Here is a 20,817-nt window from a genome sequence, read left to right as displayed (position 1 = left end):
TTACACGCGCTCGATGATGGTGGCGGTGCCCATGCCGCCGCCGACGCAGAGCGTGGCGAGGCCGGTCGAGAGGTTGCGGCGCTCCAGCTCGTCGAGGAGCGTGCCCAGGATCATCGCGCCGGTGGCGCCCAGCGGGTGGCCCATGGCGATGGCGCCGCCGTTCACGTTGATCTTGTCGTGCGGCATCTTGAGGATCTGCATGTAGCGCAGCACGACCGACGCGAAGGCCTCGTTCAGTTCGAACAGGTCGATGTCGTTCACCGACATGCCGGCCCGCTTCAGCGCCTTCTCCGACGCCGGCGCCGGACCGGTCAGCATGATCGCGGGCTCCGAGCCGATCGAAGCGAAGGAGCGGATGCGCGCACGCGGCTTGAGGCCGGCCTTCTCACCGAACTCCTTGGTGCCGAGCAGGATCGCGGCCGCGCCATCGACGATGCCCGACGAATTGCCGGCGTGATGGACGTGGACGATCTTCTCGACCTCGGGATAGCGCTGTTGCGCCACCGCGTTGAAGCCCGGCATCATCTCGCCCTGCATCTTGAAGCTGGGTTCGAGGGCGGCCAGCGTCTGCATGGTCGTGGTCGGACGCATCAGCTCGTCGTGGTTCAGCAGCTCGACGCCGTTCTGGTCCTTGACCGGCACGATCGACTTCTTGAAGTAGCCGGCGTCCCACGCGGCCTTGGCGCGCTTCTGCGATTCGACGGCATAGGCATCGACGTCGTCGCGGCTGATGCCATACTTGGTGGCGATCAGGTCGGCCGAGACGCCCTGCGGTACGAAGTACATCGGGATCGACACGCCAGGATCGACCGCCCAGGCGCCGCCGTCGGAGCCCATGGGCACGCGGCTCATGCTCTCGACGCCACCGCCGATCGTGGCCTGGCTCTGGCCGGACATGACCTGTGCCGCCGCCATGTTGGTGGCTTCGAGGCCCGACGCGCAGAAGCGGTTGATCTGCACGCCCGAGACGCTCTCGGCATAGCCAGCCATCACCGACGCGGTGCGCGCGATGTCCGCGCCCTGCTCGCCGATCGGCATGACGCAGCCCAGCACGATGTCGTCGACCAGGTGCGTGTCGAGCTTGTTGCGGTCGCGCACCGCCTGCAGGGCGGTGACGGCCAGACGCACCGGCGTCACTTCATGCAGCGATCCATCCTTGCGGCCCTTGCCACGCGGCGTGCGAACGGCGTCGTAGATATATGCGTCGGTCATGGCTTCTCTCCTTTTTTCGCTCCCCTCCCCATTCAAATGGGGAGGTGCCCCGAAGGGGCGGAGGGGTCATGCCCCCTCCAAATTACAAAGTGCGGCCGATCAGCTCTTTCATGATCTCGTTGGTGCCGCCGTAGATCTTCTGCACGCGCGCGTCGGCGTAGAGGCGCGCGATCGGGAATTCCCACATGTAGCCGTAGCCGCCGTGGAACTGCAGGCACTCGTCGATCAGCTCGCACTGCAGGTCGGTGGTCCAGTACTTGGCCATCGCCGCGGTGGCGACGTCGAGCTCGCCCTTGAGGTGCTTGGCGATGCAGTCGTCGACGAAGACGCGCGCGATCTTGGCCTTGGTCTTGAGCTCGGCCAGCTTGAAGCGCGTGTTCTGGAAATCGATGATCGCCTTGCCGAAGGCCTTGCGCTCCTTGACGTAGGCTAACGTGTGTTCGAGCGCGGCCTCCATCGCGGCGACCGCCTGGATGGCGATCACCAGCCGCTCCTGCGGGAGCTGCTGCATGAGCTGGATGAAGCCCATGCCCGGACCGCCCAGCAGGTGATCGGCCGGCACGCGCACATTGTCGAAGAACAGCTCCGACGTGTCCTGCGCCTTCATGCCGATCTTTTCGAGATTGCGCCCGCGGGTGAAGCCCTCGGCGCCGCGCTCGACGACGATCAGCGACGTGCCCTTGGCGCCGAGCTTGGGATCGGTCTTGGCGACGACGATCACCAGGTCGGCGAGCTGGCCGTTGGAGATGAAGGTCTTGGAGCCGTTGATGACCCAGTGGTTGCCGTCCATCACGGCGGTGGTCTTGACCGACTGCAGGTCGGAGCCGGTGCCAGGCTCGGTCATGGCGATGGCGGTGACGAGTTCGCCGCTACAGGCCTTGGAGATCCACTTCTTCTTCTGCTCCTCGTTGCCGTAGTGCAGGAGATAGGGAACCACGATGTCGTTATGCAGCGAGAAGGACGGCCCGGTCGCGAGCGCGCGGCCCTGCTCCTCGATCAGGATGGCGCTGTAGAGGAAGTCCGCGCCGGCGCCGCCATATTCTTCCGGCATGGTCATGCCGAGCAGCCCCTGCTCGCCCGCCTTGCGCCACAGCTCGCGCGGCACGACGCCCTCTTCTTCCCACTTCATGTGGAAGGGCATCACTTCCTTCTCGAAGAACCGCCGGCAGGTGTCGCGGAACATCTGGTGTTCGGGCGTGTAATGGGCGGCCAAAGCAGTCACGGACTCTTCCTCCTGAACTCTTTTCGATGTCCTTCTTATAGGGACTTTGGGCCGTCAGTGGTCCACGCGCCAGCGCTCGGGATGTAGTTTACCTTTACGTAAACGTCAACCTACCTGATGGCCCCGAACGCGATCAAGATCAGAGCCACTGAGTAGAGCATCCAGCCGGGGTGGCGGCCGCGCGTTCCCCAGAGATTGCCGAGCGCGCCATAGAGATAGAGTCCGCCGACGATCAGGCTCGTGGCCAGCCGCGCCTCCGCGCCGAACCAGCCGGCCGCCGCGATTAGCGCCAGACCGCCCACGAACCAGCTCACCGTGCTGAAATGCAGGAGCAGCGGCACCAGCCGCCGGGTCGACGCGGCCGCCCGCTTCTCCGCCTGGAGAAATGCACCGACCGGTCTGACCATGTAGCGCTGGACGAGAACGCCGTGGATCACCGCGACGGTGCTGCCGATGATCCCCGCCAATACGAGAGCCGTGTCTTGCCAGTTCATGACCATACATCTCTGTATGGAGACGACGATGGCAGCCACCGTGGTGCCGGTCAATACACCTGTGTATGGTTGATGCTGTGACCAATGACACCGGGAACGACGACCGACTGACGAAGACGGACTGGATCGACCAGGGCCTGCGCACGCTCGCGAGCGGCGGCGTCGGCGCGCTCAAGGTCGGCGCCATGGCGGAAAAGCTGACCGTGTCGCGCGGCAGCTTCTACTGGCACTTCGCCGACATCGCGGATTTCAAGTCGGCGCTTCTGCGGAGCTGGCAGGAGCGGATGACCGATCAGGTCATCCAGGACGTCGCCGGCAAGGACGAACCGGATCGTCTGAAATACCTTCTGAAGCGCGCCTTTGCTGCCAGGCCGCGGCTCGATCGCGCGATAAGGACATGGGCCACCGAGGACAGGAGCGTGGCGGCAATCGTCGCTTCCGTGGACGCCGAGCGAATCGCCTACATCGCCAGGCTGCTCGTCGCGGCCGGTGTGGCCCGCAAGCTGGCACTCGCGCGCGCGACCTTCCTCTATTGGGCGTATCTCGGCCAGGCGATCGTCATGGATCCCCGCCATGCCGCGATCCCGGCCTCGGCGCTGGACGATGTCGGCGCGCTGTTCGAAACATAAAAAATCTCGAAGTCACGGCGGCAGGAGCGAGGGCAAGGACGCGCCCCGCCCTGCCGCCGTGTGTCGAGCGGCGGACAACAACCGTTAACGGTTGTTCGCGGTCTCGACGGCCGGGGGTACCGGAATCTGCGAGCGGTTGAGCGCCGCCTTGAGCTGCTTCACGCCGACCGCGAACTCGCCCTTGCGGCAATGCTCGATGCCCATGTCGGCTTCGAGCACCCTGCCGTAGCCCGAGGTGCCGTTGTGCTTGGACCACAGGCTGTAGAGCTGCTGGCAACGCGCCATGTTTTCTTCCGACGCCTGCGCGAACGTGGCGCTCGCACCGCCGACGACGAACGCAACGCCGGCGAGGGCTGAGAGAGTCTGCTTGAACATCTGAACGCATCCCTAAAGGAACAAGAGAGATGCGGCTGAGTTGGGAATCGAATCCGGCAACGACGAACGAATTTATCTTGGAAACCACATGCGAAAAAAACGTGATGTTACGTCGAAGTGAGTAACACTCGCTCGCCGGCTACACGCAGATAGAGATCAAGCCCTCGTCACGAGGCGGGGCCGCGGGCGCGGTGCTCGTACCGGTCTTTCACGGCGCCATGCTGGCATTGCCTGCATACCTGAGACAGCCCACAACAACCTATCCGTGCAAAACGCACTGGAAGAATGCTTCGACGCCAAGAATCGCGTGACCGCATTCTTCGCTAGTTGTATTCATGGCGCCCATAAGACCTGAATGGTTGCAAACACGCGCGAGGCTCCATTACTGTCGCGCGGGTTTTAATGGGGGGAGTGGGATGACTGAGGGCGTAACGATTCCGGACGTCGCGTTGATCGACAATACGAGCCAGCGACTGCCCTGCGTGCTGGTGCTCGACGGTTCGACATCCATGGTCGGTCAACCCATCGACGAGCTCAATGCCGGCCTGAAACTGCTCGAAGCCGAACTGAAAGCCGATCCGACAGCGAGCCAGCGCGTCCAGCTCCTCGTCGTCCGGCTGGGCGGCGAAGGTGTCGCCGAGGTGGTGGTCGACTGGACCGACGCCATGGCCTTCACCGCGCCCACCATCGTCGCCAATGGCACGACGCCGCTCGGCGCCGCAGTTCGGCTGGCGATGAGCAAGATCGACGAGCAGAAGGCGCGCTACAAGGCGAACGGCATTCCCTACAACCGGCCCTGGGTGTTCGCCATCACCGACGGCAACCCCAACGACGCCGATTGGGAACTCGCGGCGCAGGCCTGCAAGACTGCGGAAGCGAGCAATCAGCTGACTTTCTTTGGCATCGGCACCGGCGAGGCCAATCTCGATCCGCTGGCCCTGTTCTCGGCCCGCGCCCCGCTCAAGCTGCAGGGCCTGAAGTTCAAGGAACTGTTCGTCTGGCTGAGCCGCAGCGCGACGTCGGCCTCGCGGGCAGCCCAGGGAACCACCGCGCAGCTCCCCTCGCCGGCCGGCTGGGCCGAAGTCCACACCTGACATAGCCCCGCGATTCACCGTGCCCAGCGCCGGGTGGAAGAGCTGTGCGGTGTCGGTGCCCGGCTTCGATCACGTCGAAGCCGGAATCCCCTGCCAGGACGCCAACAGAGTAAGGCACGTCGATGCCGACCGCTTCGTCGCGGTCGGTGCCGACGGCGCGGGATCGGCAAAGTATTCCGACCTCGGGTCGACCCTGCTCTGCGAAGAGCTTTCCTGGTGGCTTGCCGACCGTCTCTCGTCGGAAGGCGACCTCGCGATCGCCGACATGGACGAGGCGCTCCTCCGTCATTGGGTCGAGGAAGGCATCGACCTCGTCCGCGCCAAGGTGATCGACGAGGCCTGCGAGAATGGCGGCGACCTCTCGGATTACCATGCAACCGTCGTTGGTGTTCTGGTCGACAAGACCGGCGGCGCCTTCTTCCACATCGGCGATGGCGCCGGCCTGGCAGCCCAGGCGGCAGACCTCGCCAGCTTCGTCCTGTCGCCGCCCGAGAACGGCGAATATGCCAACGAGACCTACTTCTTCACGCAGGACGACTGGCGCTCGCGCCTGCGCTTCCTGCGCTTCGGACCGGAGTGCGATCTCATCGCGCTGATGAGCGATGGCGTGACGCCCTTCGCACTGGCCAAAGGTGGCCAGGCGCCGTTCGCACCCTTTCTCGAACCTGTCTCCAAGTTCCTGGATCAGAACGAACACAGCGTGGCGGAAGCGGGCCTGCTCGAACTCCTGCAGCGCGATGGGCTTCGCAAGATCTCCGGCGACGACAAGACGCTCGTTTGGGTGAAGCGCACTTATTGTGATTGAGCCCAACCGTGCCTGAGATTGTCCCGTGACTGAGGTCCTTGCCGACTTCGGCGGCCGCCGCGAAGTGCTCCGGCTCGAAAAGCGGCTGGGCGGCGGCGCTGCGGGCGACATCTACCGGGTGGCCCAGCATCCCGAGCTGGTGGCGAAGATCTACCGCACACCGGAGGATCGCCGGCAATATCAGGGCAAGGTCGAGGACATGCTTCGGCGTGCGCCCAATCTTCCGCCCATCGTCGAGGGCGGCAAAACGTACGTGCAGATCGCCTGGCCGGCGGCGATCCTGAGCGATCGTGCCGGCGACTTCCTGGGCTTCGTCATGCCGATCGTCGACTTCAAGGCAGCGACGGAGCTGGAGAACGTGCTGCAGCGCTCCAGCCGGCAAAACCTCGGCCTTCCGGAGTTCTACGGCGGCCGCCTGCTGCTGGCGGCCAATCTCGCAGCACTGATGGCCGAGCTGCACGCGCAGGCGCACTACTTCATCGACATGAAGCCGGTGAACGTGCGCTTCTATCCGGGCGCCTGGTATCTCGCGATCCTCGACACCGACGGCTTCTCGATCCAAGGCACGCAGCGCTGGCCGGCGCATCAGTTCTCGTTCGAGTACATCGCGCCCGAGGCTGCCGGAAAGAAACCGGCGCAGCTCGGCATCGAGCAGGATCTCTTCGCGTTGGCCGTGATCGTCTTCCGCCTGCTCAACAATGGTGTTCACCCCTTTCAGGGCATCGACCGGCAGGGCAACGCGCCAACCGCGATCCAGGATCGCATCTTCGCCGGCCTCTACGCCTACGGCCGCGCGCCCTCGTCCCGCGTCGCGCCGGCGCGGGCCAGCATTCACGAGTCTCTGGAAGATTCGACCCGCAGCCTGTTCGACCGCGCCTTCACCGGCCATCCGGCAGCGCGCCCCACGGCGCGCGAATGGAACGACCATCTGCGCAAGCTCATCACCAGCAAGATCTTCACCCGCTGCACGGTGCGGCCGAACGAGCACGGCCACTTCAGCAAGGGTTGCGGCCTCTGCACCCTCGACCAGCAACGCGCGCGGCAGGCAGCAGCGCCCGCCGCCCCGCGGCAGATGGGCGGCCATGTATTCGGGTCACCGCCGGCGAGCGCGCCACCCCCGCCGGTACCACCCTGGTCGCCACAGCCCGCGCCTCAACCTGCACCGACACCCTGGCAGACCCAGCCCGCGCCATCGCCGTGGCCGCCCCAGCCTGCGCCACGCACCGGCCGAGCGTCGCTCGGAAAAATCCTGATGTGGATCGCCATCGCCTGGGCCGTGCTGGCGCTCATCGCCCGATGTGCCGACGGCATGAAGACGACGACGAACACCACGACGACACCGCCCCCTGCCCCGACGCAGACCGTCACGCGCAATGCCGACGACCCGACACCTGCGCAGAGCGTCGGCGTCGATGTCTGCCGCAAGGCGACGGAAGGCAGCTTCTATGGCTGGACGAACGACAGCGATCTGGCCGACTGGGCCGAAGAGGCCTGGAAGCGGGGCTACAACGCTGCGGACTGCCACAAGCTGATCGCCGATGCCCGGCCACAACCCCCACCGCCGCCGCGGTCCGCAGGCCCCATCGCTCCGCCTGCGGCACCCATCGCCCCGCCCTCGTCGAGCGCGGCGACCGGTCCGATGGCTTCCTGTCTGGTGAACGACGTGCTCGTCGTGGAGCCCGAGGATTTCTGCCGTGCCAACGGCACCGACACGGTCGCCCCCTTCAGGGACGACGAGACCTCACCCGAGGGGGTGAAGTACCTCCAATCGGGATTGAAGAGTCTCGGTTTCGATCCCGGTCCCATCAACGGCGTTTGGGGACTGGCTACCATGGCCGCGATGTCCCGTTTCACGGCGAGCCGCAATCTCGCCATGCCCGGCGCGCCGGACGGTGTAGATCGCGAGCTTCTGCGGCACGAACTGAAGACGCGCGAGACCGCTGCGCTGAAGCGCGACGTCGGCCATCCGCGCTATCAACCGCCCGTCCCTTTCTCTCCCCGGCAGGCCGCTCCCCTAACGAGGCCCGTCGCCGATCCGCCGCGTTCCCAACCGGCTTCGCCATCGCCGCGATATATCCCCGACGTGCCGCGCCCCCGGCAGACCGCGCCCGCGACGACCTATGTCCCCGACCCGCCGCGCTCCCAGCCGGCTCCACCGCCACCGAAGCTCATCCCCGACGTGCCCCGCTATCAACCGCCGGCTGCGTCGCCACCGAAACTCGCGTCCGATCCGCCGCGGTCGGCGCCGCCGGCGCCGCGACTCATTCCTGATCTGCCGACTCCCCGCGCGGCCCCACCGCCCTCCCGGCCGCCACCGCCACCGCCACCGCCGTCGAGATCCAGCCCCAGCTCCAGCCCGTCCCGCCGCTAACGTTGACCCGGCGCAGGTGCGCTTGACCGTGCCCGGCTTCTCATTTCAGATGACGCCATGCTTTCGCGGCCTTCCACCCTCTCGCAGCGACGCCGACGCACCCTCACGGTGCGGCGCGGCGAGCTGAACGTGCGAACAGGAAGGCCAGCGGGAAGTTAGTTCCCCGCCTCGTTCGTCTGCAGCACCCCCGCCACCGCGCCCGGTCGGCGGGTTTTTTGTGTCCGTTTTCTGGAGAACAGCCATGACAAGCGATCCTCACATCAAGCTTCGACCTGCCGAACCGCAGGAGGCTGCCGCCATCGCCGGCATCGTGCGCGCCGCCTATGCGCGATGGGTGCCGGCGATCGGCCGCGAGCCGCTGCCGATGCGCGTCGACTACGACAAGGCGCTGAAGGAGCATCGCTTCGACGTCATCGTCGAGGGTGGGCAGGCCGACGGGCGGATCGTCGGCGTGATCGAGACCATGCAGCGCGACGATCATATCTGGATCGAGAATGTCGCGGTCGCGCCGGAGACCCAGGGCCGCGGCATCGGACGGCGCCTGCTCGACCATGCCGAGAGCATCGCCCGCGCAGTCGGCTGCTTCGAGGCCCGCCTGCTGACCAACGCCGCCTTCGAGGCCAACGTCGCGCTCTACCGCCGCCTCGGCTACGTCGTGGACCGCGAAGAGCCGTACCTGAACGGCATCACGGTCTATATGAGCAAGAAGCTCCCGCGATGAACTATCGTTCGTGCTCCGCATGAGAGAGGAAGCGCCGTGCTCGTAGACCGCTACACCAAGATCGTCCTGACCGTGATCGCCGCCGCCCTGGTCGTCCAGACCGGCAAGGATCTCGTGTCGCCCGCCCGCGCCAACAGCATAACGAAGGTCGACATCGTTAAGATCAATGGCCAGGAGATCGACCATAGGTACGGTCCGGTCCCTCTGCCCGTCAGAGTCGTCACCGACCGCTGAGCGTCTTTCCGCCAGCAGGCCGTATCCAAAGCTACATCCTGCAGGGATGCGCCGGCAGGCGGGTGTCGCAGAGGCTGACGCCGTCGAGGTACTTCTTCGTCTGTTCGAGCTGCGCAGGCGCCGGAACGGATCGGACGGCGCGCTGCACGACGTAGAAGCTGTCGTTGCCCTTGATCGTCTTCACCATCGTCGTCTCGGGCTTGCCCGTCGAGGCCAGCAAGGGGCAGCGCAGCAGCGTCGACGCCGAGAGATAACCGTTCACCCGGCTCGTCGCGACCGGCGTGGCGACGCTGCCCTTGCAGGCGCCGGCCCATTGCTGCTGCAGGGTCGCGAGGAACTTCACCGGATCGAGATCGGTGCGGTTCAGGAAGACCTGGACCGTGACCATTTCGGTCCAGTTCTGCACCGTCTCGTTCGACGGCACCCACTCCTGCATGTTCATGCCGTTGCGCGAGTCGCTGAAGCCCACCTTGAATCCCTGAGGCAGGCCGACCAGCAGGTTCTCGTTCTTGAGCTGCGCGGTGGCTGCCGTGCCGAAGCACAGCAGCAACGCGAGCCCGAGAACGAGTGTCCGCAAAGGCAGTCGCGGCACGACCGCCCTATTCGACCGTCGTGGCGCTGAGGCCCAGCATCGCGCGGCGGCGGAGCCACTGGCTGGGGCGGTAGCGATCGTCGCCGGTGATGGCCTGCGCCTGCACCAGGATCTCGTGGGTTTCCTTGACGCCCAGCCAATCGGCCAGCGCCAACGGCCCGCGCGGATAGTTGAGGCCCAAGGTCATCGCCGTGTCGACGTCGGCGGCCGAGGCGATGCCGATCATCGCCATCTCGCAGCCGAGGTTGGCGATCATCGCGACCATGCGTTGGGCGATGAAGCCGGGCGAGTCCTTGATCAAGGTGATCTTGGCGCCGGACTTGGCGAGCAGCGCCGCTACCGAGTCACGCACCACCGGATCGGCGCCCGGTGCGGTCATGATGGTGAGGCGCTTGGTGATGTCGCCCGTCAGGTCGACGGCAACGGTGCGCTTGGGATCGAGGCCGAGTTCGATCGCCGTCGTGGTGCAATCCTTGCCGATCGGCGCCACCAGGATCGGGCTCTTGCCGTCGTCGGCGCCCAGCATCTTGGCGCCGTCGGCGCTCACGAGGCCGACGAGCTTCTTGTTATGCGTGTCCATGATGACGACGCTCTTGGCCGCCTCGACCGACGGCAGGTGATCGCTGCCGGGATCGACCTTCGCGCCCTTGGCGTCGTAGGCGTACCAGCCGCCACCCGTCTTGCGGCCGAGCTTGCCCGCCGCGTAGAGGCTCTCGTGATAGGGGCTGGGCGTCATGCGCCGGTCATGGAAGAAGCCCTCGTAGATGATCTTGCGCGCCGGGAAGTTCACGTCGATGCCGGTGAGGTCCATCAGCTCGAACGGGCCCATGCGGAAGCCGCAGCTCTCGCGCATCACGGTGTCGATCTGCGCCGGTGTGGCGCGGCCTTCCTGATAGATGCGCAGGCCTTCGGTGCCGATGGCAGTACCGCCGAGATTCACGAGGAAGCCCGGCGTGTCGCCCACGACCACGGGCACGCGGGTCTGGCGCTTGCCCAGTGCCACCATGGCATCGACGACCCACTGCGCGGTGTCGGTGGTGCGGATCACCTCCACGAGCTTCATCAGCGGCACGGGATTGAAATAGTGCATGCCGCAGACGCGGTCACGATGCTTGAGCGCGCGTGCGATCGAGGCGATGCGGATCGACGAGGTGTTGGACGCCAGGATCGCGTCGGGCGCGATCACCGCTTCCAGCTCGCCGAACAGCTTCTGCTTCACTTCGAGGTTCTCGAACACGGCTTCCACCACGACATGGCAGCCCTTGAGGTCCTCGATCTTCTCGGCGACGCCGAGATTGGCATCGGCTTTGGCGAGGTCGGCATCGGTCAGCCGGCCCTTGGCCACGAGGCCCTTCAGCGTCTCGACGATCGCGGCCTTCGCCTTGGCAGCACCGCCGGGCGCCGCATCGAACATGATGGCCTTCATGCCGCCCTGCGCCGTCACCTGCGCAATGCCACGCCCCATGGCGCCGGTTCCGACCACGCCCACGGTGAGATCCGAGCGGTTGATATCGAGAGTCATATTGCTGTCCTTCTTCACTACAAAACCAACCTCATCCTGAGGAGCGCTCCAAAGGAGCGCGTCTCGAAGGATGGGAACGAACACCCTGTCTGTTGCCCATCCTTCGAGACGGCGCCCCATGAATGATGAGGGCGCCTCCTCAGGATGAGGGCTTTTCCTTACGCTTTGGCAAACCCCGCACCCTTCAACCCGTCCTTGATTTCGTCGAGGACGACGGGGTCTTCGATCGTTGCAGGCAAGGTCCACGGAAGATTGTCGGCCATCTTCTGCATGGTGCCGCGCAGGATCTTGCCGGAGCGGGTCTTGGGCAGGCGTTGCACGACCAGCGCGCTCTTGAAGAAGGCGACGGGGCCGATGCGGTCGCGCACCATCTGGACCACCTCGCCCTTGATCTCCTCGTGCGGGCGGTTGACGCCGGCCTTCAGCACCAGGAAGCCGAGCGGCACCTGCCCCTTCAGCTCGTCGGCTACGCCGATCACCGCACACTCGGCGACGTCGGTGTGGGCGCCCAGCACCTCTTCAATTTGGCCCGTCGAGAGACGGTGGCCCGCGACGTTGATCACGTCGTCGACCCGCGTCATCACCGAGACATAGCCATCGGCGTCGATGAAGCCCGCGTCGCCGGTTTTGTAGTAGCCGGGGAACTCGGCCATGTAGCTCTGCTTGTAGCGCTCGTCGGCATTCCAGAGCGTCGGGAAGGTGCCCGGCGGCAGCGGCAGCTTGCCTGCCAGCGCCCCCACCTCGCCCGCCTTCATCGGCTTGCCGTTCTCGTCGAGCACGTCGAGCTGCCAGCCCGGCGCCGGCATCGAGCACGAGCCGAGCTTCACCGGCATCGCCTCCACGCCCACGAAGTTGCCGCAGATCGCCCAGCCAGTCTCGGTCTGCCACCAGTGGTCGATCACCGGCACACCCAGCATCTTCTGCGCCCACTCGACGGTCGGCGGATCGCCGCGCTCGCCCGCCAGGAACAGCGTGCGGAAGTTCGAGAGATCGTAGGTCTTGAGCAGCTTGCCGTCGGGATCCTCGCGCTTGATGGCGCGGAACGCCGTCGGCGCGGTGAACAGCGCCATCGCCTTGTGCTCAGAGATCACGCGCCAGAAGGCACCGGCATCGGGCGTGCCCACCGGCTTGCCCTCGTAGAGGATGGTGGTCGCGCCATGGATCAACGGGCCATAGACGATGTAGCTGTGGCCGACGACCCAGCCGATATCCGAGGCGCACCAGTAGACCTCGCCCGGCTGCACGCCGTAGAGGTTCTTCATCGACCACGACAGCGCCACGCAGTAGCCGCCGGTGTCGCGCACCACGCCCTTGGGCTGGCCGGTCGTGCCCGACGTATAGAGAATGTAGAGCGGATCGGTGGCCTTCACGGGAACGCAGGCGTGCGGCTTGGCGGCGGCGAGCGCCTCGTTCCAGTCGAGGTCGCGGTCCTTCACCATCGTCGCCTCGGCCTGCGGCCGCTGCAGCAGGATCACCCGCGGCACCTTATGCGTGGCCTGCTCGATCGCCTGATCGATCATCGGCTTGTACTGCACGATGCGATTGGGCTCGATGCCGCACGAGGCCGTCAGGATCAGCTTGGGCGCGCAATCGTCGATGCGGCTCGCCAGCTCCTTGGCGGCGAACCCGCCGAATACCACGGAATGCACCGCTCCCAGCCGCGCGCAGGCGAGCATCGCCATCACGGCCTCGGGGATCATCGGCATGTAGAGGATGACCCGGTCGCCCTTGCCCACGCCTTGCGCGGCGATCATGCCGGCGATGCGAGCCACCTGATCGCGCATCTCGCGATAGGTGAAGTGCTTCTTCGTCCCCGTCAGCGGCGAGTCGTAGATCAGTGCGACCTGCTCGGCCCGGCCGCCATCCACATGACGATCGAGCGCATTGTGGCAGGCGTTCAGCTCGCCGCCTTCGAACCAGCGGTAGAAGGGCGGGTTGGCGCCATCGAGCACCTTGTCCCAGCGCCGCGACCAGTCGATCGCTGCCGCCTGCTCGGCCCAGAATCCCTCCGGATCGCTCAGCGAGCGCGCATGGACCGCGCGATACTTGTCCCCGACCGCCATGGTGTTTTCCTCCCCTGCCAGAGGCAGGTCTTCATTCCGTGTCGAGGGCAGGCTTAACCCCGGCCATGGACCGCTGCAATCCGGATGTGAGACTATCCGTCCTGCAGTCGGACCTGGGGGAAGACATGCATCACACGACCCTGGCATTGTGTGTAAGCGTGGCGTTAGCACTCGTGGTACCGGTTGTGGTGGAAGCCCAGACGTCGGGCACTCCCACCTGGCGCGAATATCGCCCTGCGGGCGGACGTTACCGCGTCGAAATGCCGGGCACGCCTGTGATCAAGACCGACGACATACCGACCGAAGACGGCCGCACCGTGCCGCAGATCCAGGCGATCGTCGAAGAGAACGATACGGTCTACGCCGTGGCGCATACCGACTATCCTCCCGAACTCACCCGCGGCATGTCGCCGGAGGAGATATTCCGGAGCCTGCGCCAGGGCATCGCACAGAAGCGCCGGCTGCGCCGCGATGCGCCCCTCACCATCAGCGGCGCGCCCGCCCGCGAATTCATCGTCGTCGACAGGGACGGCCGCGCGTTCATCATACGCGGCGTGTGGTGGGAGAATCGCATCTTCCAGATCATGATCGCGCGCAACGAGAGCGCCAGCAGCCTCGACTCCCGGCCCGAGACCCGCCGCTTCTTCGATTCCTTCAGCCTCGTGAGACCATGACCCGTTTTGTGATGTGGTTCGTAACGGCAACCCTGATGCTCGCCGGCCTCGCTGCCCTTGCCGGTGCGGCCAGTGCGCAGACCTACAATCCGACCCGCTGGATCGAGTACAAGCCCGACGGCGGCCGCTATCGCGTCGAGATGCCGGCGATCCCCAGGACCGCGACCGTACCCGTGCCGACCGGCGGCGGCACCACCGTGCCGATGGCGGAGGCAACCGCCGTCGTCGATCGCGTGGCCTATGTCGCCTCCTATGTCGACTATCCCGCGAGCGTGACGAAGAACGCCGCGGCCGACGTGATCCTGACGCAGGTGCGCAACGGTTCCGCCGCCGGCAACACCTGGCGCGATGAGAAGAAGCTGCAGCTCGGCCGCTCCGAGGGCCGCGAGTACACGGTCGTGCAGGCCAACGGCAACGTCGCCGTCACCCGCGTCTACTGGGTCCGTGGCCGCCTCTACCAGCTCGTCGTCGACGGCAAGGCCGGCGTCGAGACACGCCCCGATACGCGGCGATTCCTGGAGTCGTTCAACCTGGCGCAGTGAGCGCTGGCGGCGCGCCACTCCGCCCACTTTGCGTCCTTCGAGTGTCCTCACTCAGCGACGTCTAGCGCGCGCGATTCAAGACAGCCACAGCCTCCGGGTAAGAAAAGAAATACACCTTGCTGAACCCATGGAAATCAAACCTGGCTGCATCCTCAAGTAGTAGTTTGCCGCTGTTGTGGAGGCGATTCGCTACGATCAGGAGACGTACATCATCTCCAACAGTGGCCCTGTACTGAGCCAACCTGTTCGCTTTTCTCTTGATCGCGGTAGCTATGGTTGGATGTGGCTTCCGGTCTACAAATCCCACGCGATCATTCACGCTGTACCACTCTGGCCGTAGTCCCTTCGTAACATATACGTGGAGCGGAGCGCGGTCGGGATACAGAGCAGTAGTATCGTACTCGAATCGGTAGCTGATTGGCTTCGAGGGAAAATCTTGCGCCACGAGCACAGGGACCACAGTCGTCAGGTTGTCGGCTTCCATGTTGCCGACAAACCGGACCGTCAGAGGAACGCCGGCAATTGCTTCATACTGACGTCGAAGGTCGTTTACGGAGCGCTGCACAAGCGACTCCTTTTCCCTTAACGCAGAACCACCCTGACGTCGCTCACCCTGGAAAATCTCGGTCACTTCCAGGCCGAATTGCGCCCCGTCTTCAGTAGTCACAAAGTCGGGCCGTTCACTGTCATTTCCCAAATCCCATATCTTGCCTAAACGCCTTGCTGCTTCTTCGACAAAGAAGCGCTCTTGCCGTTTCATCGAAGGACGGGTCACCGCTGCTCACCTGTCATCACGCATTCTCGATACCGTATCGCAGCCTGCACAACCGCACGCTAGGGGCTGCGCCCCATGCTGAAACCCGAAGCTGTTCAGTCTCGCTCAGTAAGAGTTGGCGGCTTGTGCAATCGATTGCACGCCGTTCTGATAAGGGAAGATAAAGAAACGAGGAGGAACAAACAGATGATCGGCCGTCGTACTGTCGCTCTCGGCTCGCTTGCGGCCCTCGCCTCGCCTTCCGTCCGCGCACAAACGGCGTGGCCCACCAGGCCGATCCGGCTGATCGTGCCCTACGGTCCGGGCGGGTCGACCGATCAGGTCGGGCGGCTCTATGCCGAGAAGCTCTCCACGGTGCTGGGCCAGCAGGTCGTCGTCGAGAACAAGCCCGGCGCGACCGGCGGCATCGGCGCGCAGATCGTGGCGTCGAGCCCGCCCGACGGCTACACGCTGATGGTGGCGCCCACCTCGGTGCTCTCGATCGCGCCGGTCGCGCGCAAGGTGCCGTTCGATCCCGAGGCGCTGGTCGGCGTGGCGCGGCTGTCGACGCCGATCCTCGTGGTCACGATCACCAACGCACTCGGCGTCAAGACATGGCCCGAGTTCGTGGCGCTCGTTAAGCAGAACCCCGGCAAATACTGGTACGGCTCCTCGGGCCTCGGCACGATCAGCCATCTCACCGGCGAGGTACTGACACGCACCGCCGGCATCCAGATGCAGCATGCGCCGTACAAGACCATCGTCGACGCCACCGCCGACATCTTCGACGGCCGCATCCAGATGGTGTTCGACACCTCGTTCATGCCCTACGCCAAGGGCGGCAAGGTGCGCGCCGTCTTCGTCGACGGCTCGACGCGGCTCGCCGACCTGCCCGACGTGCCGACCGCGGCGGAGGTCGGCCTCGACCTGACCAGCTTCCGCTCGCGCGGCTGGTTCGGCCTGTTTGCGCCCAAGGGAACGCCGGAGCCGGTGCTGAAGCGGTTGTCCGAGGCCTGCGCCCAGGTGGCCGCCCTGCCCGACATGAAGGAAAAGCTCCTGATGGTGGCGCAGAATGTCGAGCACCAGCCCTACGCCGCGTTCGACGCCCAGGTCCGCGACGACCGCGCCTACTTCGCGAAGCTGCTGAAGGAGCTGGATATCAAGCTGGAGTGAAGTCTTTCTTGTCATCCTGAGCAGGGCGCATTCACATGCGCCTTTAGCGAAGGATCTCATGCCGGTTGCAAGCGGCGATGAGGTCCTTCGCTTCGCTCAGGACGACAGTAGGGCTACTTCGGGGCGCGTTTGCTGCCGTAGAGGTTGGCCAGCCGCGCGACCAGGAAGGCGACGTACATCACGCCGACGATCTGTTCGAGGATGATCAGGCTGCGCGCCATGCCGGTGCGCGGCGTGATCTCGCCGAAGCCGGTCGAGGTCAGCACGGTGAACGAGAAGTACATCATGTCGATCCACGACAGGTGGCCGTCGGGCTCGACGTAGGCGAAGGCGTGCGCCTCGAAGACCTGCAGCAGCGAGAACAGGCTCGCAAAGGTGAAGGCGATCAGCACATAGGCCGAGATCGCGCCGAACACCTTGTCGACCGTGATGACATGCCAGTCGAGCACGTATCTCAGCAGGGCGATGGTGACGATGATCAGGGTGACGGTCATCGCCACGATCGAGACGTTGACGAGGAGCGATCCGCCGATGCCGCGCAGCGCCACCGCGTCGACGGCGATGAAGCCCAGCAACGCCGCACTGAGCACCGCCCGGCGGCGCACGCGCAACGCCCAGAGCGCAACCACCAGAATGGAGACCAGGGCCGCGACGAGGACGGCGCCGCCGACCGCCGAACCGCCGATCAGCGGGCTGAGCACAATGAGCAGGCAAAGCATGCCGAGCAGCACGCTGCAGCGGTTGCGGCGGACGTAGGCGATCCGCCGCAGCATCCCGCGGTTTCGATTCAGTTTCCCCGAACCGGCCGGAACCGGCGCGTCGATCGTCATACTCTTTGCCCCCAACTCTCGGCCGCAAAAATCCGCCAAACCCGTTCGCTCGGCAAGCCCTGTGCTGGAGTTGCACACGCCCAGCGGCACCAAGACTGTCGCGGGCCTTCGCAGCATGTGAGAAAGTGCCCGTCCTCGAGGAGGCAGACGGAAGCGATCATGGCAAAGCGTAAGACGGGTAAGGGCAGCGGCACGACCAGGCGTCCCGCCGGCAGCAAGAAGAAGGCTGCGAAGGCGAAGAAAGCAAGGACAGCGGCGACCCCGAAGCGGAAGGTCGCGCCGAAGAAGGCTGCGCCCCGGAAAGCCAAGCCCGCCGCCCGGAAAGTGGCCGCCCCCAAGGCGACGGTCAAAGCGACCGCCAAGGCCGCGCCGAAGTCGCTCACCCGTCCCGGCCTGCGCCGCTCGGTCAAGAGCCGGCCTTCCGTCGCGCGGCTGGCGACGCCGCGGCTGGTCTCGCACAAGACCGCGCTGGCCGCCCACAACATCTACGAGCGCGACCTCGACAAGACACCGGCCAACTACGCACCCCTCACCCCGCTGCAGTTCATCGAGCGCACCGCCAGCGTCTATCCCGACCATGTCGCTCTGATCCACGGCGAGCGCCGCCAGACCTGGTCCGAGACCTATGCGCGCTGCCGCCGGCTCGCTTCGGCGCTGGTGAAGGTCGGCATCGGCACCGGCGACACCGTGGCGATCATGGCGCCCAACATCCCCGAGATGTACGAGGCCCACTTCGGCGTGCCGATGACCGGCGGCGTGCTGAACTCGCTGAACACCCGCCTCGATGCGGCGATGATCGCCTTCATCCTCGACCACAGCGAGACCAAAGTGCTGCTGGTCGACCGCGAGTTCCATCGCGTCGTCACCGAGGCGCTGGCAATCGCCAAGGTCCAGCCGCTGGTCGTCGACATCGACGATCCCGAATGCGAGGACCGCGCGCAGATCGGCGACACGACCTGGGAGGAATTCCTCGACACCGGCCGCGATGATTTCGTCTGGACCTATCCGGCCGACGAATGGAACGCCATCTCGCTCAACTACACGTCGGGCACGACGGGCAACCCCAAGGGCGTCGTCTACAGCCATCGCGGCGCCACGCTCTCGGCCTATGGCAACGCCACGCAATGGCCGACGGGCCTGCATCCGGTCTATCTCTGGACGCTGCCGATGTTCCATTGCAACGGCTGGTGCTTCCCGTGGACCCTCGCCCTGGTCGGCGGCACCAGCGTCTGCCTGCGCCGCGCCGCGGCCAAGCCGATCTTCGATGCGCTGGCCGACCACGATGTCAGCCACATGTGCGGCGCGCCGATCATCATGCAGTTCATCATCGGCGCCGGGCCGGCAGAGCGCCGGCCGCTGAAGCGCAAGGTGGAGTTCATGACCGCGGCCGCCCCGCCGCCCGCCGCTGTGCTGGAAGCGCTGGAGAAGGAGAACTTCCGCGTCACGCACGTCTATGGGCTGACCGAAGTCTACGGCCCGGCGACGATCTGCTCCTGGCACGAGGAGTGGAACGAGCTGCCGGCACACGAGCGTGCCGCGCTCAAGGCCCGGCAGGGCGTGCGCTACACCGCGCAGGATGGCGTGACGGTGATGGATCCCATGACCATGAAGGAGGTGCCGCGCGACGGCACGACCATGGGCGAGGTGATGTTCCGCGGCAACCTCACCATGAAGGGCTATCTCAAGAACCCCGCCGCCACGAAGGATGCCTTCGCGCAGGGCTGGTTCCATTCCGGCGATCTCGGCGTGCTGCACGAGGACGGCTACATCGAGCTGCGCGACCGCTCGAAGGACATCATCATCTCGGGCGGCGAGAACATCTCGACCATCGAGGTCGAGGGCGTGATCATGGCGCATCCCGCCGTCGCCAACGTCGCCGTCGTCGCCAAGCCCGACGAGAAATGGGGCGAGACGCCCTGCGCCTTCGTGGTGCTGAAGCCCGGCGCCAAGGCCGCGGCCGAGGAGATCATCGCCCACTGCCGCGCCAACCTCGCGACCTTCAAGTGCCCGCGCTATGTCGTCTTCCGCGACCTGCCGATGACCTCAACCGGCAAGGTCCAGAAGTTCGTCCTGCGCGACTGGGCGAAGGCGGTCTGAGGTCTTAATCCTGCCGCCGACATCTTATAAGGGATAATCCAGGAAGAGATACAATCCATCCGGGTGGAACGATGCTGCGATTGATCCTGCCGCTGGTGCTGGCCGCGTCTCTGTTGGGCGCACCGGCGCGCGCCGACGTGCTCAGAGGGCCGATCGTCTTTCTCGGTTTCACGCTCGGCGACACGCTCGAGGAGGTTCGCAGAAAGGGAGTCCCCGACAGCGAACCGGGCGACGTCCGGCTGGTCTGCAGCGGCGACAGGCTGGCCAGGGAAACGGGCCAGGAGATGGGCCCGCCGGACGACCTGCGGAAGGTCGGCGTCAAGGCCTGCCACTTCATTCGGAACACCGGGAGCGGGCAATGGCAACCCGCCCGCTTCAAGTTCGGCCGGCACAAACACACCAGTCTTTTCTACTTCACGCCGAAGGCGAACGATCCGGCGCTATCGGAGCGGCTCTATCTCATGGCCCTGATCGTCGAGCCGACGACCTTCGACGACCTGGCCGCTTCTCTCAGGAAGCAATACGGCAAGCCGGAAGACGAGATCGTCCGTTCCATCCGAACCAAGTCGGGCACGCCTCGCGAGGTGAAGATGATTGCATGGTATGGACCGCGCTACGCCATCCACCTCCAGGAACAGGGCGACGAGCTGGATGTCGGTGGCGTCACCTACATCGATCACCAGACGAACAGCGCACTCAGACGTCTGGCGAAAGCGGCCGCGACCACACCGTCCCCTCGCCCCTGACGGACGCCGCCTCAACCCGCATCCGGCTTCGGCGGCATCCTGTCGAACGTCGGCAGGGCGGGATCGAGCTTGTCCCAGGCGTAGCCGCTCGCCTTGTAGAAGACCATCTGCGGCTTGTAGCGGCCGGGATCGTCGAGGCTCGCGGCGTGCACGGTGAAGTGGTCGGGCATGGCCGCGGAGGTGAGATAGACCGGCGATCCGCAGGTCGGGCAGAAGGCACGCGTCTTCATGTTGCCGCTGTCGCCGGCGAGGTCCCAGTGCGTCGCCTTGCCGGTGAGCTTCACCGACGCCCGCCCCGGAAAGGCGAGATAAGAACCGTGGCCGGTGCCGCTCTTCCTCTGGCAGTCGCGGCACTGGCAATCGACCATCACCATCGGCTCGCCGGGGATTTCGTAGCGGATGGCGCCGCAGGCGCAGCCGCCGGTATAGGGCCCGCTCGTGTTTTCTTTCATACCTTCTCTCCTCTTCCGGCGGTGCCGGCGATCAACTTCAGCCACGGCGCCGCATGGAAGGCGCTCATCAGGACGTACATCAGCACCATGCCGCTGAAGGGTGACGCGCCCTGCCCTGAGCAGAGCGCGCCCATCGCGCCGCCGCCGGATGCCGCCGTCAGCAGCGCCATCACGGCAAAGGTCGGTGCAGCCGCGAGGCCGAGCCAGTTGGCCAT

The 20,817-nt window shown here is 65.6% G+C and carries 22 protein-coding genes; 11 read left to right on the top strand and 11 right to left on the bottom strand.

Annotation, left to right across the window (positions count from 1 at the left end):
- From EPO50_RS02440 to EPO50_RS02430, 3 genes are all read right to left on the bottom strand, one after another.
- Positions 1 to 1,212 (bottom strand): acetyl-CoA C-acetyltransferase, encoded by a 1,212-nt coding sequence (locus EPO50_RS02440; protein ID WP_296341056.1) that lies wholly within the window; start codon positions 1,210 to 1,212, stop codon positions 1 to 3.
- An 82-nt stretch (positions 1,213 to 1,294) separates the two neighbouring features.
- Positions 1,295 to 2,434, bottom strand: coding sequence for an acyl-CoA dehydrogenase family protein (locus EPO50_RS02435; RefSeq protein WP_296341055.1), 1,140 nt, complete (start codon positions 2,432 to 2,434; stop codon positions 1,295 to 1,297).
- Between the two features lie 110 nt (positions 2,435 to 2,544).
- Positions 2,545 to 2,928, bottom strand: coding sequence for a hypothetical protein (locus tag EPO50_RS02430; RefSeq protein ID WP_296341054.1), 384 nt, complete (start codon positions 2,926 to 2,928; stop codon positions 2,545 to 2,547).
- A gap of 77 nt (positions 2,929 to 3,005) precedes the next feature.
- Between EPO50_RS02430 and EPO50_RS02425 the strand changes: the two genes are divergently transcribed.
- On the top strand, positions 3,006 to 3,557 hold the full coding sequence (locus tag EPO50_RS02425; RefSeq protein ID WP_296341053.1) for a TetR/AcrR family transcriptional regulator: 552 nt from the start codon (positions 3,006 to 3,008) through the stop codon (positions 3,555 to 3,557).
- 84 nt (positions 3,558 to 3,641) lie between these two features.
- On the opposite strand, the gene EPO50_RS02420 is transcribed toward EPO50_RS02425, so the two are convergent.
- Positions 3,642 to 3,932, bottom strand: a complete 291-nt coding sequence (locus tag EPO50_RS02420) for a hypothetical protein (RefSeq protein WP_296341052.1) — start codon at positions 3,930 to 3,932, stop codon at positions 3,642 to 3,644.
- A gap of 416 nt (positions 3,933 to 4,348) precedes the next feature.
- Between EPO50_RS02420 and EPO50_RS02415 the strand changes: the two genes are divergently transcribed.
- The 5 genes from EPO50_RS02415 to EPO50_RS02395 all read left to right on the top strand — a co-directional run bounded on the left by EPO50_RS02415 (position 4,349) and on the right by EPO50_RS02395 (position 9,157).
- On the top strand, positions 4,349 to 5,026 hold the full coding sequence (locus tag EPO50_RS02415) for a VWA domain-containing protein (RefSeq protein ID WP_296341051.1): 678 nt from the start codon (positions 4,349 to 4,351) through the stop codon (positions 5,024 to 5,026).
- A 19-nt stretch (positions 5,027 to 5,045) separates the two neighbouring features.
- Positions 5,046 to 5,831, top strand: a complete 786-nt coding sequence (locus tag EPO50_RS02410) for a PP2C family serine/threonine-protein phosphatase (protein ID WP_296341050.1) — start codon at positions 5,046 to 5,048, stop codon at positions 5,829 to 5,831.
- A gap of 25 nt (positions 5,832 to 5,856) precedes the next feature.
- The gene (locus tag EPO50_RS02405; protein WP_296341049.1) at positions 5,857 to 8,202 is read left to right on the top strand and encodes a hypothetical protein; all 2,346 of its coding nucleotides are present in this window, start codon (positions 5,857 to 5,859) and stop codon (positions 8,200 to 8,202) included.
- A 241-nt stretch (positions 8,203 to 8,443) separates the two neighbouring features.
- Positions 8,444 to 8,923: a GNAT family N-acetyltransferase gene (locus EPO50_RS02400; protein ID WP_296341048.1), complete on the top strand. Its 480-nt coding sequence runs from the start codon at positions 8,444 to 8,446 to the stop codon at positions 8,921 to 8,923.
- Between the two features lie 36 nt (positions 8,924 to 8,959).
- Positions 8,960 to 9,157: a hypothetical protein gene (locus EPO50_RS02395; RefSeq protein ID WP_296341047.1), complete on the top strand. Its 198-nt coding sequence runs from the start codon at positions 8,960 to 8,962 to the stop codon at positions 9,155 to 9,157.
- Positions 9,158 to 9,188: 31 nt separating this feature from the next.
- Here EPO50_RS02395 and EPO50_RS02390 read toward each other — a convergent pair whose 3' ends face one another.
- The 3 genes from EPO50_RS02390 to EPO50_RS02380 all read right to left on the bottom strand — a co-directional run bounded on the left by EPO50_RS02390 (position 9,189) and on the right by EPO50_RS02380 (position 13,334).
- Positions 9,189 to 9,749, bottom strand: coding sequence for a hypothetical protein (locus tag EPO50_RS02390; protein ID WP_296341046.1), 561 nt, complete (start codon positions 9,747 to 9,749; stop codon positions 9,189 to 9,191).
- A gap of 7 nt (positions 9,750 to 9,756) precedes the next feature.
- Positions 9,757 to 11,271, bottom strand: coding sequence for a 3-hydroxyacyl-CoA dehydrogenase (locus EPO50_RS02385; protein ID WP_296341045.1), 1,515 nt, complete (start codon positions 11,269 to 11,271; stop codon positions 9,757 to 9,759).
- A gap of 158 nt (positions 11,272 to 11,429) precedes the next feature.
- Positions 11,430 to 13,334 carry a propionyl-CoA synthetase gene (locus tag EPO50_RS02380; RefSeq protein ID WP_296341044.1) on the bottom strand — a complete coding sequence of 635 codons (1,905 nt, stop codon included), beginning with the start codon at positions 13,332 to 13,334 and terminating at the stop codon, positions 11,430 to 11,432.
- Positions 13,335 to 13,459: 125 nt separating this feature from the next.
- Here EPO50_RS02380 and EPO50_RS02375 point away from each other — a divergent pair, with 125 nt between their 5' ends.
- On the top strand, positions 13,460 to 14,008 hold the full coding sequence (locus EPO50_RS02375; RefSeq protein WP_296341043.1) for a hypothetical protein: 549 nt from the start codon (positions 13,460 to 13,462) through the stop codon (positions 14,006 to 14,008).
- Positions 14,005 to 14,550: a hypothetical protein gene (locus EPO50_RS02370; protein ID WP_296341042.1), complete on the top strand. Its 546-nt coding sequence runs from the start codon at positions 14,005 to 14,007 to the stop codon at positions 14,548 to 14,550. Before EPO50_RS02375 ends, EPO50_RS02370 begins: the two co-directional genes overlap by 4 nt.
- Positions 14,551 to 14,611: 61 nt before the next feature.
- Here the strand turns inward: EPO50_RS02370 and EPO50_RS02365 are convergent, their stop codons facing one another.
- Positions 14,612 to 15,325: a hypothetical protein gene (locus tag EPO50_RS02365; protein ID WP_296341041.1), complete on the bottom strand. Its 714-nt coding sequence runs from the start codon at positions 15,323 to 15,325 to the stop codon at positions 14,612 to 14,614.
- 186 nt (positions 15,326 to 15,511) lie between these two features.
- On the opposite strand from EPO50_RS02365, the gene EPO50_RS02360 reads away from it, so the two are divergent.
- Entirely contained in the window at positions 15,512 to 16,477 is a 966-nt protein-coding gene (locus EPO50_RS02360; protein WP_296341040.1) for a tripartite tricarboxylate transporter substrate binding protein, read from the top strand.
- Between the two features lie 113 nt (positions 16,478 to 16,590).
- Here EPO50_RS02360 and EPO50_RS02355 read toward each other — a convergent pair whose 3' ends face one another.
- Positions 16,591 to 17,250, bottom strand: a complete 660-nt coding sequence (locus tag EPO50_RS02355) for an ion channel (protein WP_296341039.1) — start codon at positions 17,248 to 17,250, stop codon at positions 16,591 to 16,593.
- 525 nt (positions 17,251 to 17,775) lie between these two features.
- Between EPO50_RS02355 and EPO50_RS02350 the strand changes: the two genes are divergently transcribed.
- On the top strand, positions 17,776 to 19,404 hold the full coding sequence (locus tag EPO50_RS02350) for an acyl-CoA synthetase (protein WP_296342320.1): 1,629 nt from the start codon (positions 17,776 to 17,778) through the stop codon (positions 19,402 to 19,404).
- 80 nt (positions 19,405 to 19,484) lie between these two features.
- The gene (locus tag EPO50_RS02345; protein WP_296341038.1) at positions 19,485 to 20,150 is read left to right on the top strand and encodes a hypothetical protein; all 666 of its coding nucleotides are present in this window, start codon (positions 19,485 to 19,487) and stop codon (positions 20,148 to 20,150) included.
- Positions 20,151 to 20,161: 11 nt separating this feature from the next.
- Here EPO50_RS02345 and EPO50_RS02340 read toward each other — a convergent pair whose 3' ends face one another.
- Together EPO50_RS02340 and EPO50_RS02335 are read right to left on the bottom strand one after the other, a co-directional pair.
- A complete protein-coding gene (locus EPO50_RS02340) occupies positions 20,162 to 20,602 on the bottom strand; it encodes a GFA family protein (protein ID WP_296341037.1) in 441 nt (146 codons plus the stop codon).
- A complete protein-coding gene (locus EPO50_RS02335) occupies positions 20,599 to 20,817 on the bottom strand; it encodes a hypothetical protein (protein WP_296341036.1) in 219 nt (72 codons plus the stop codon). Before EPO50_RS02335 ends, EPO50_RS02340 begins: the two co-directional genes overlap by 4 nt.

This window comes from Reyranella sp. (assembly GCF_004297405.1).
Taxonomy (GTDB): Bacteria; Pseudomonadota; Alphaproteobacteria; order Reyranellales; family Reyranellaceae; genus Reyranella.
Note: the sequence above shows the minus strand (reverse complement) of the source record. Positions and strands in the feature narration are given on the sequence as shown.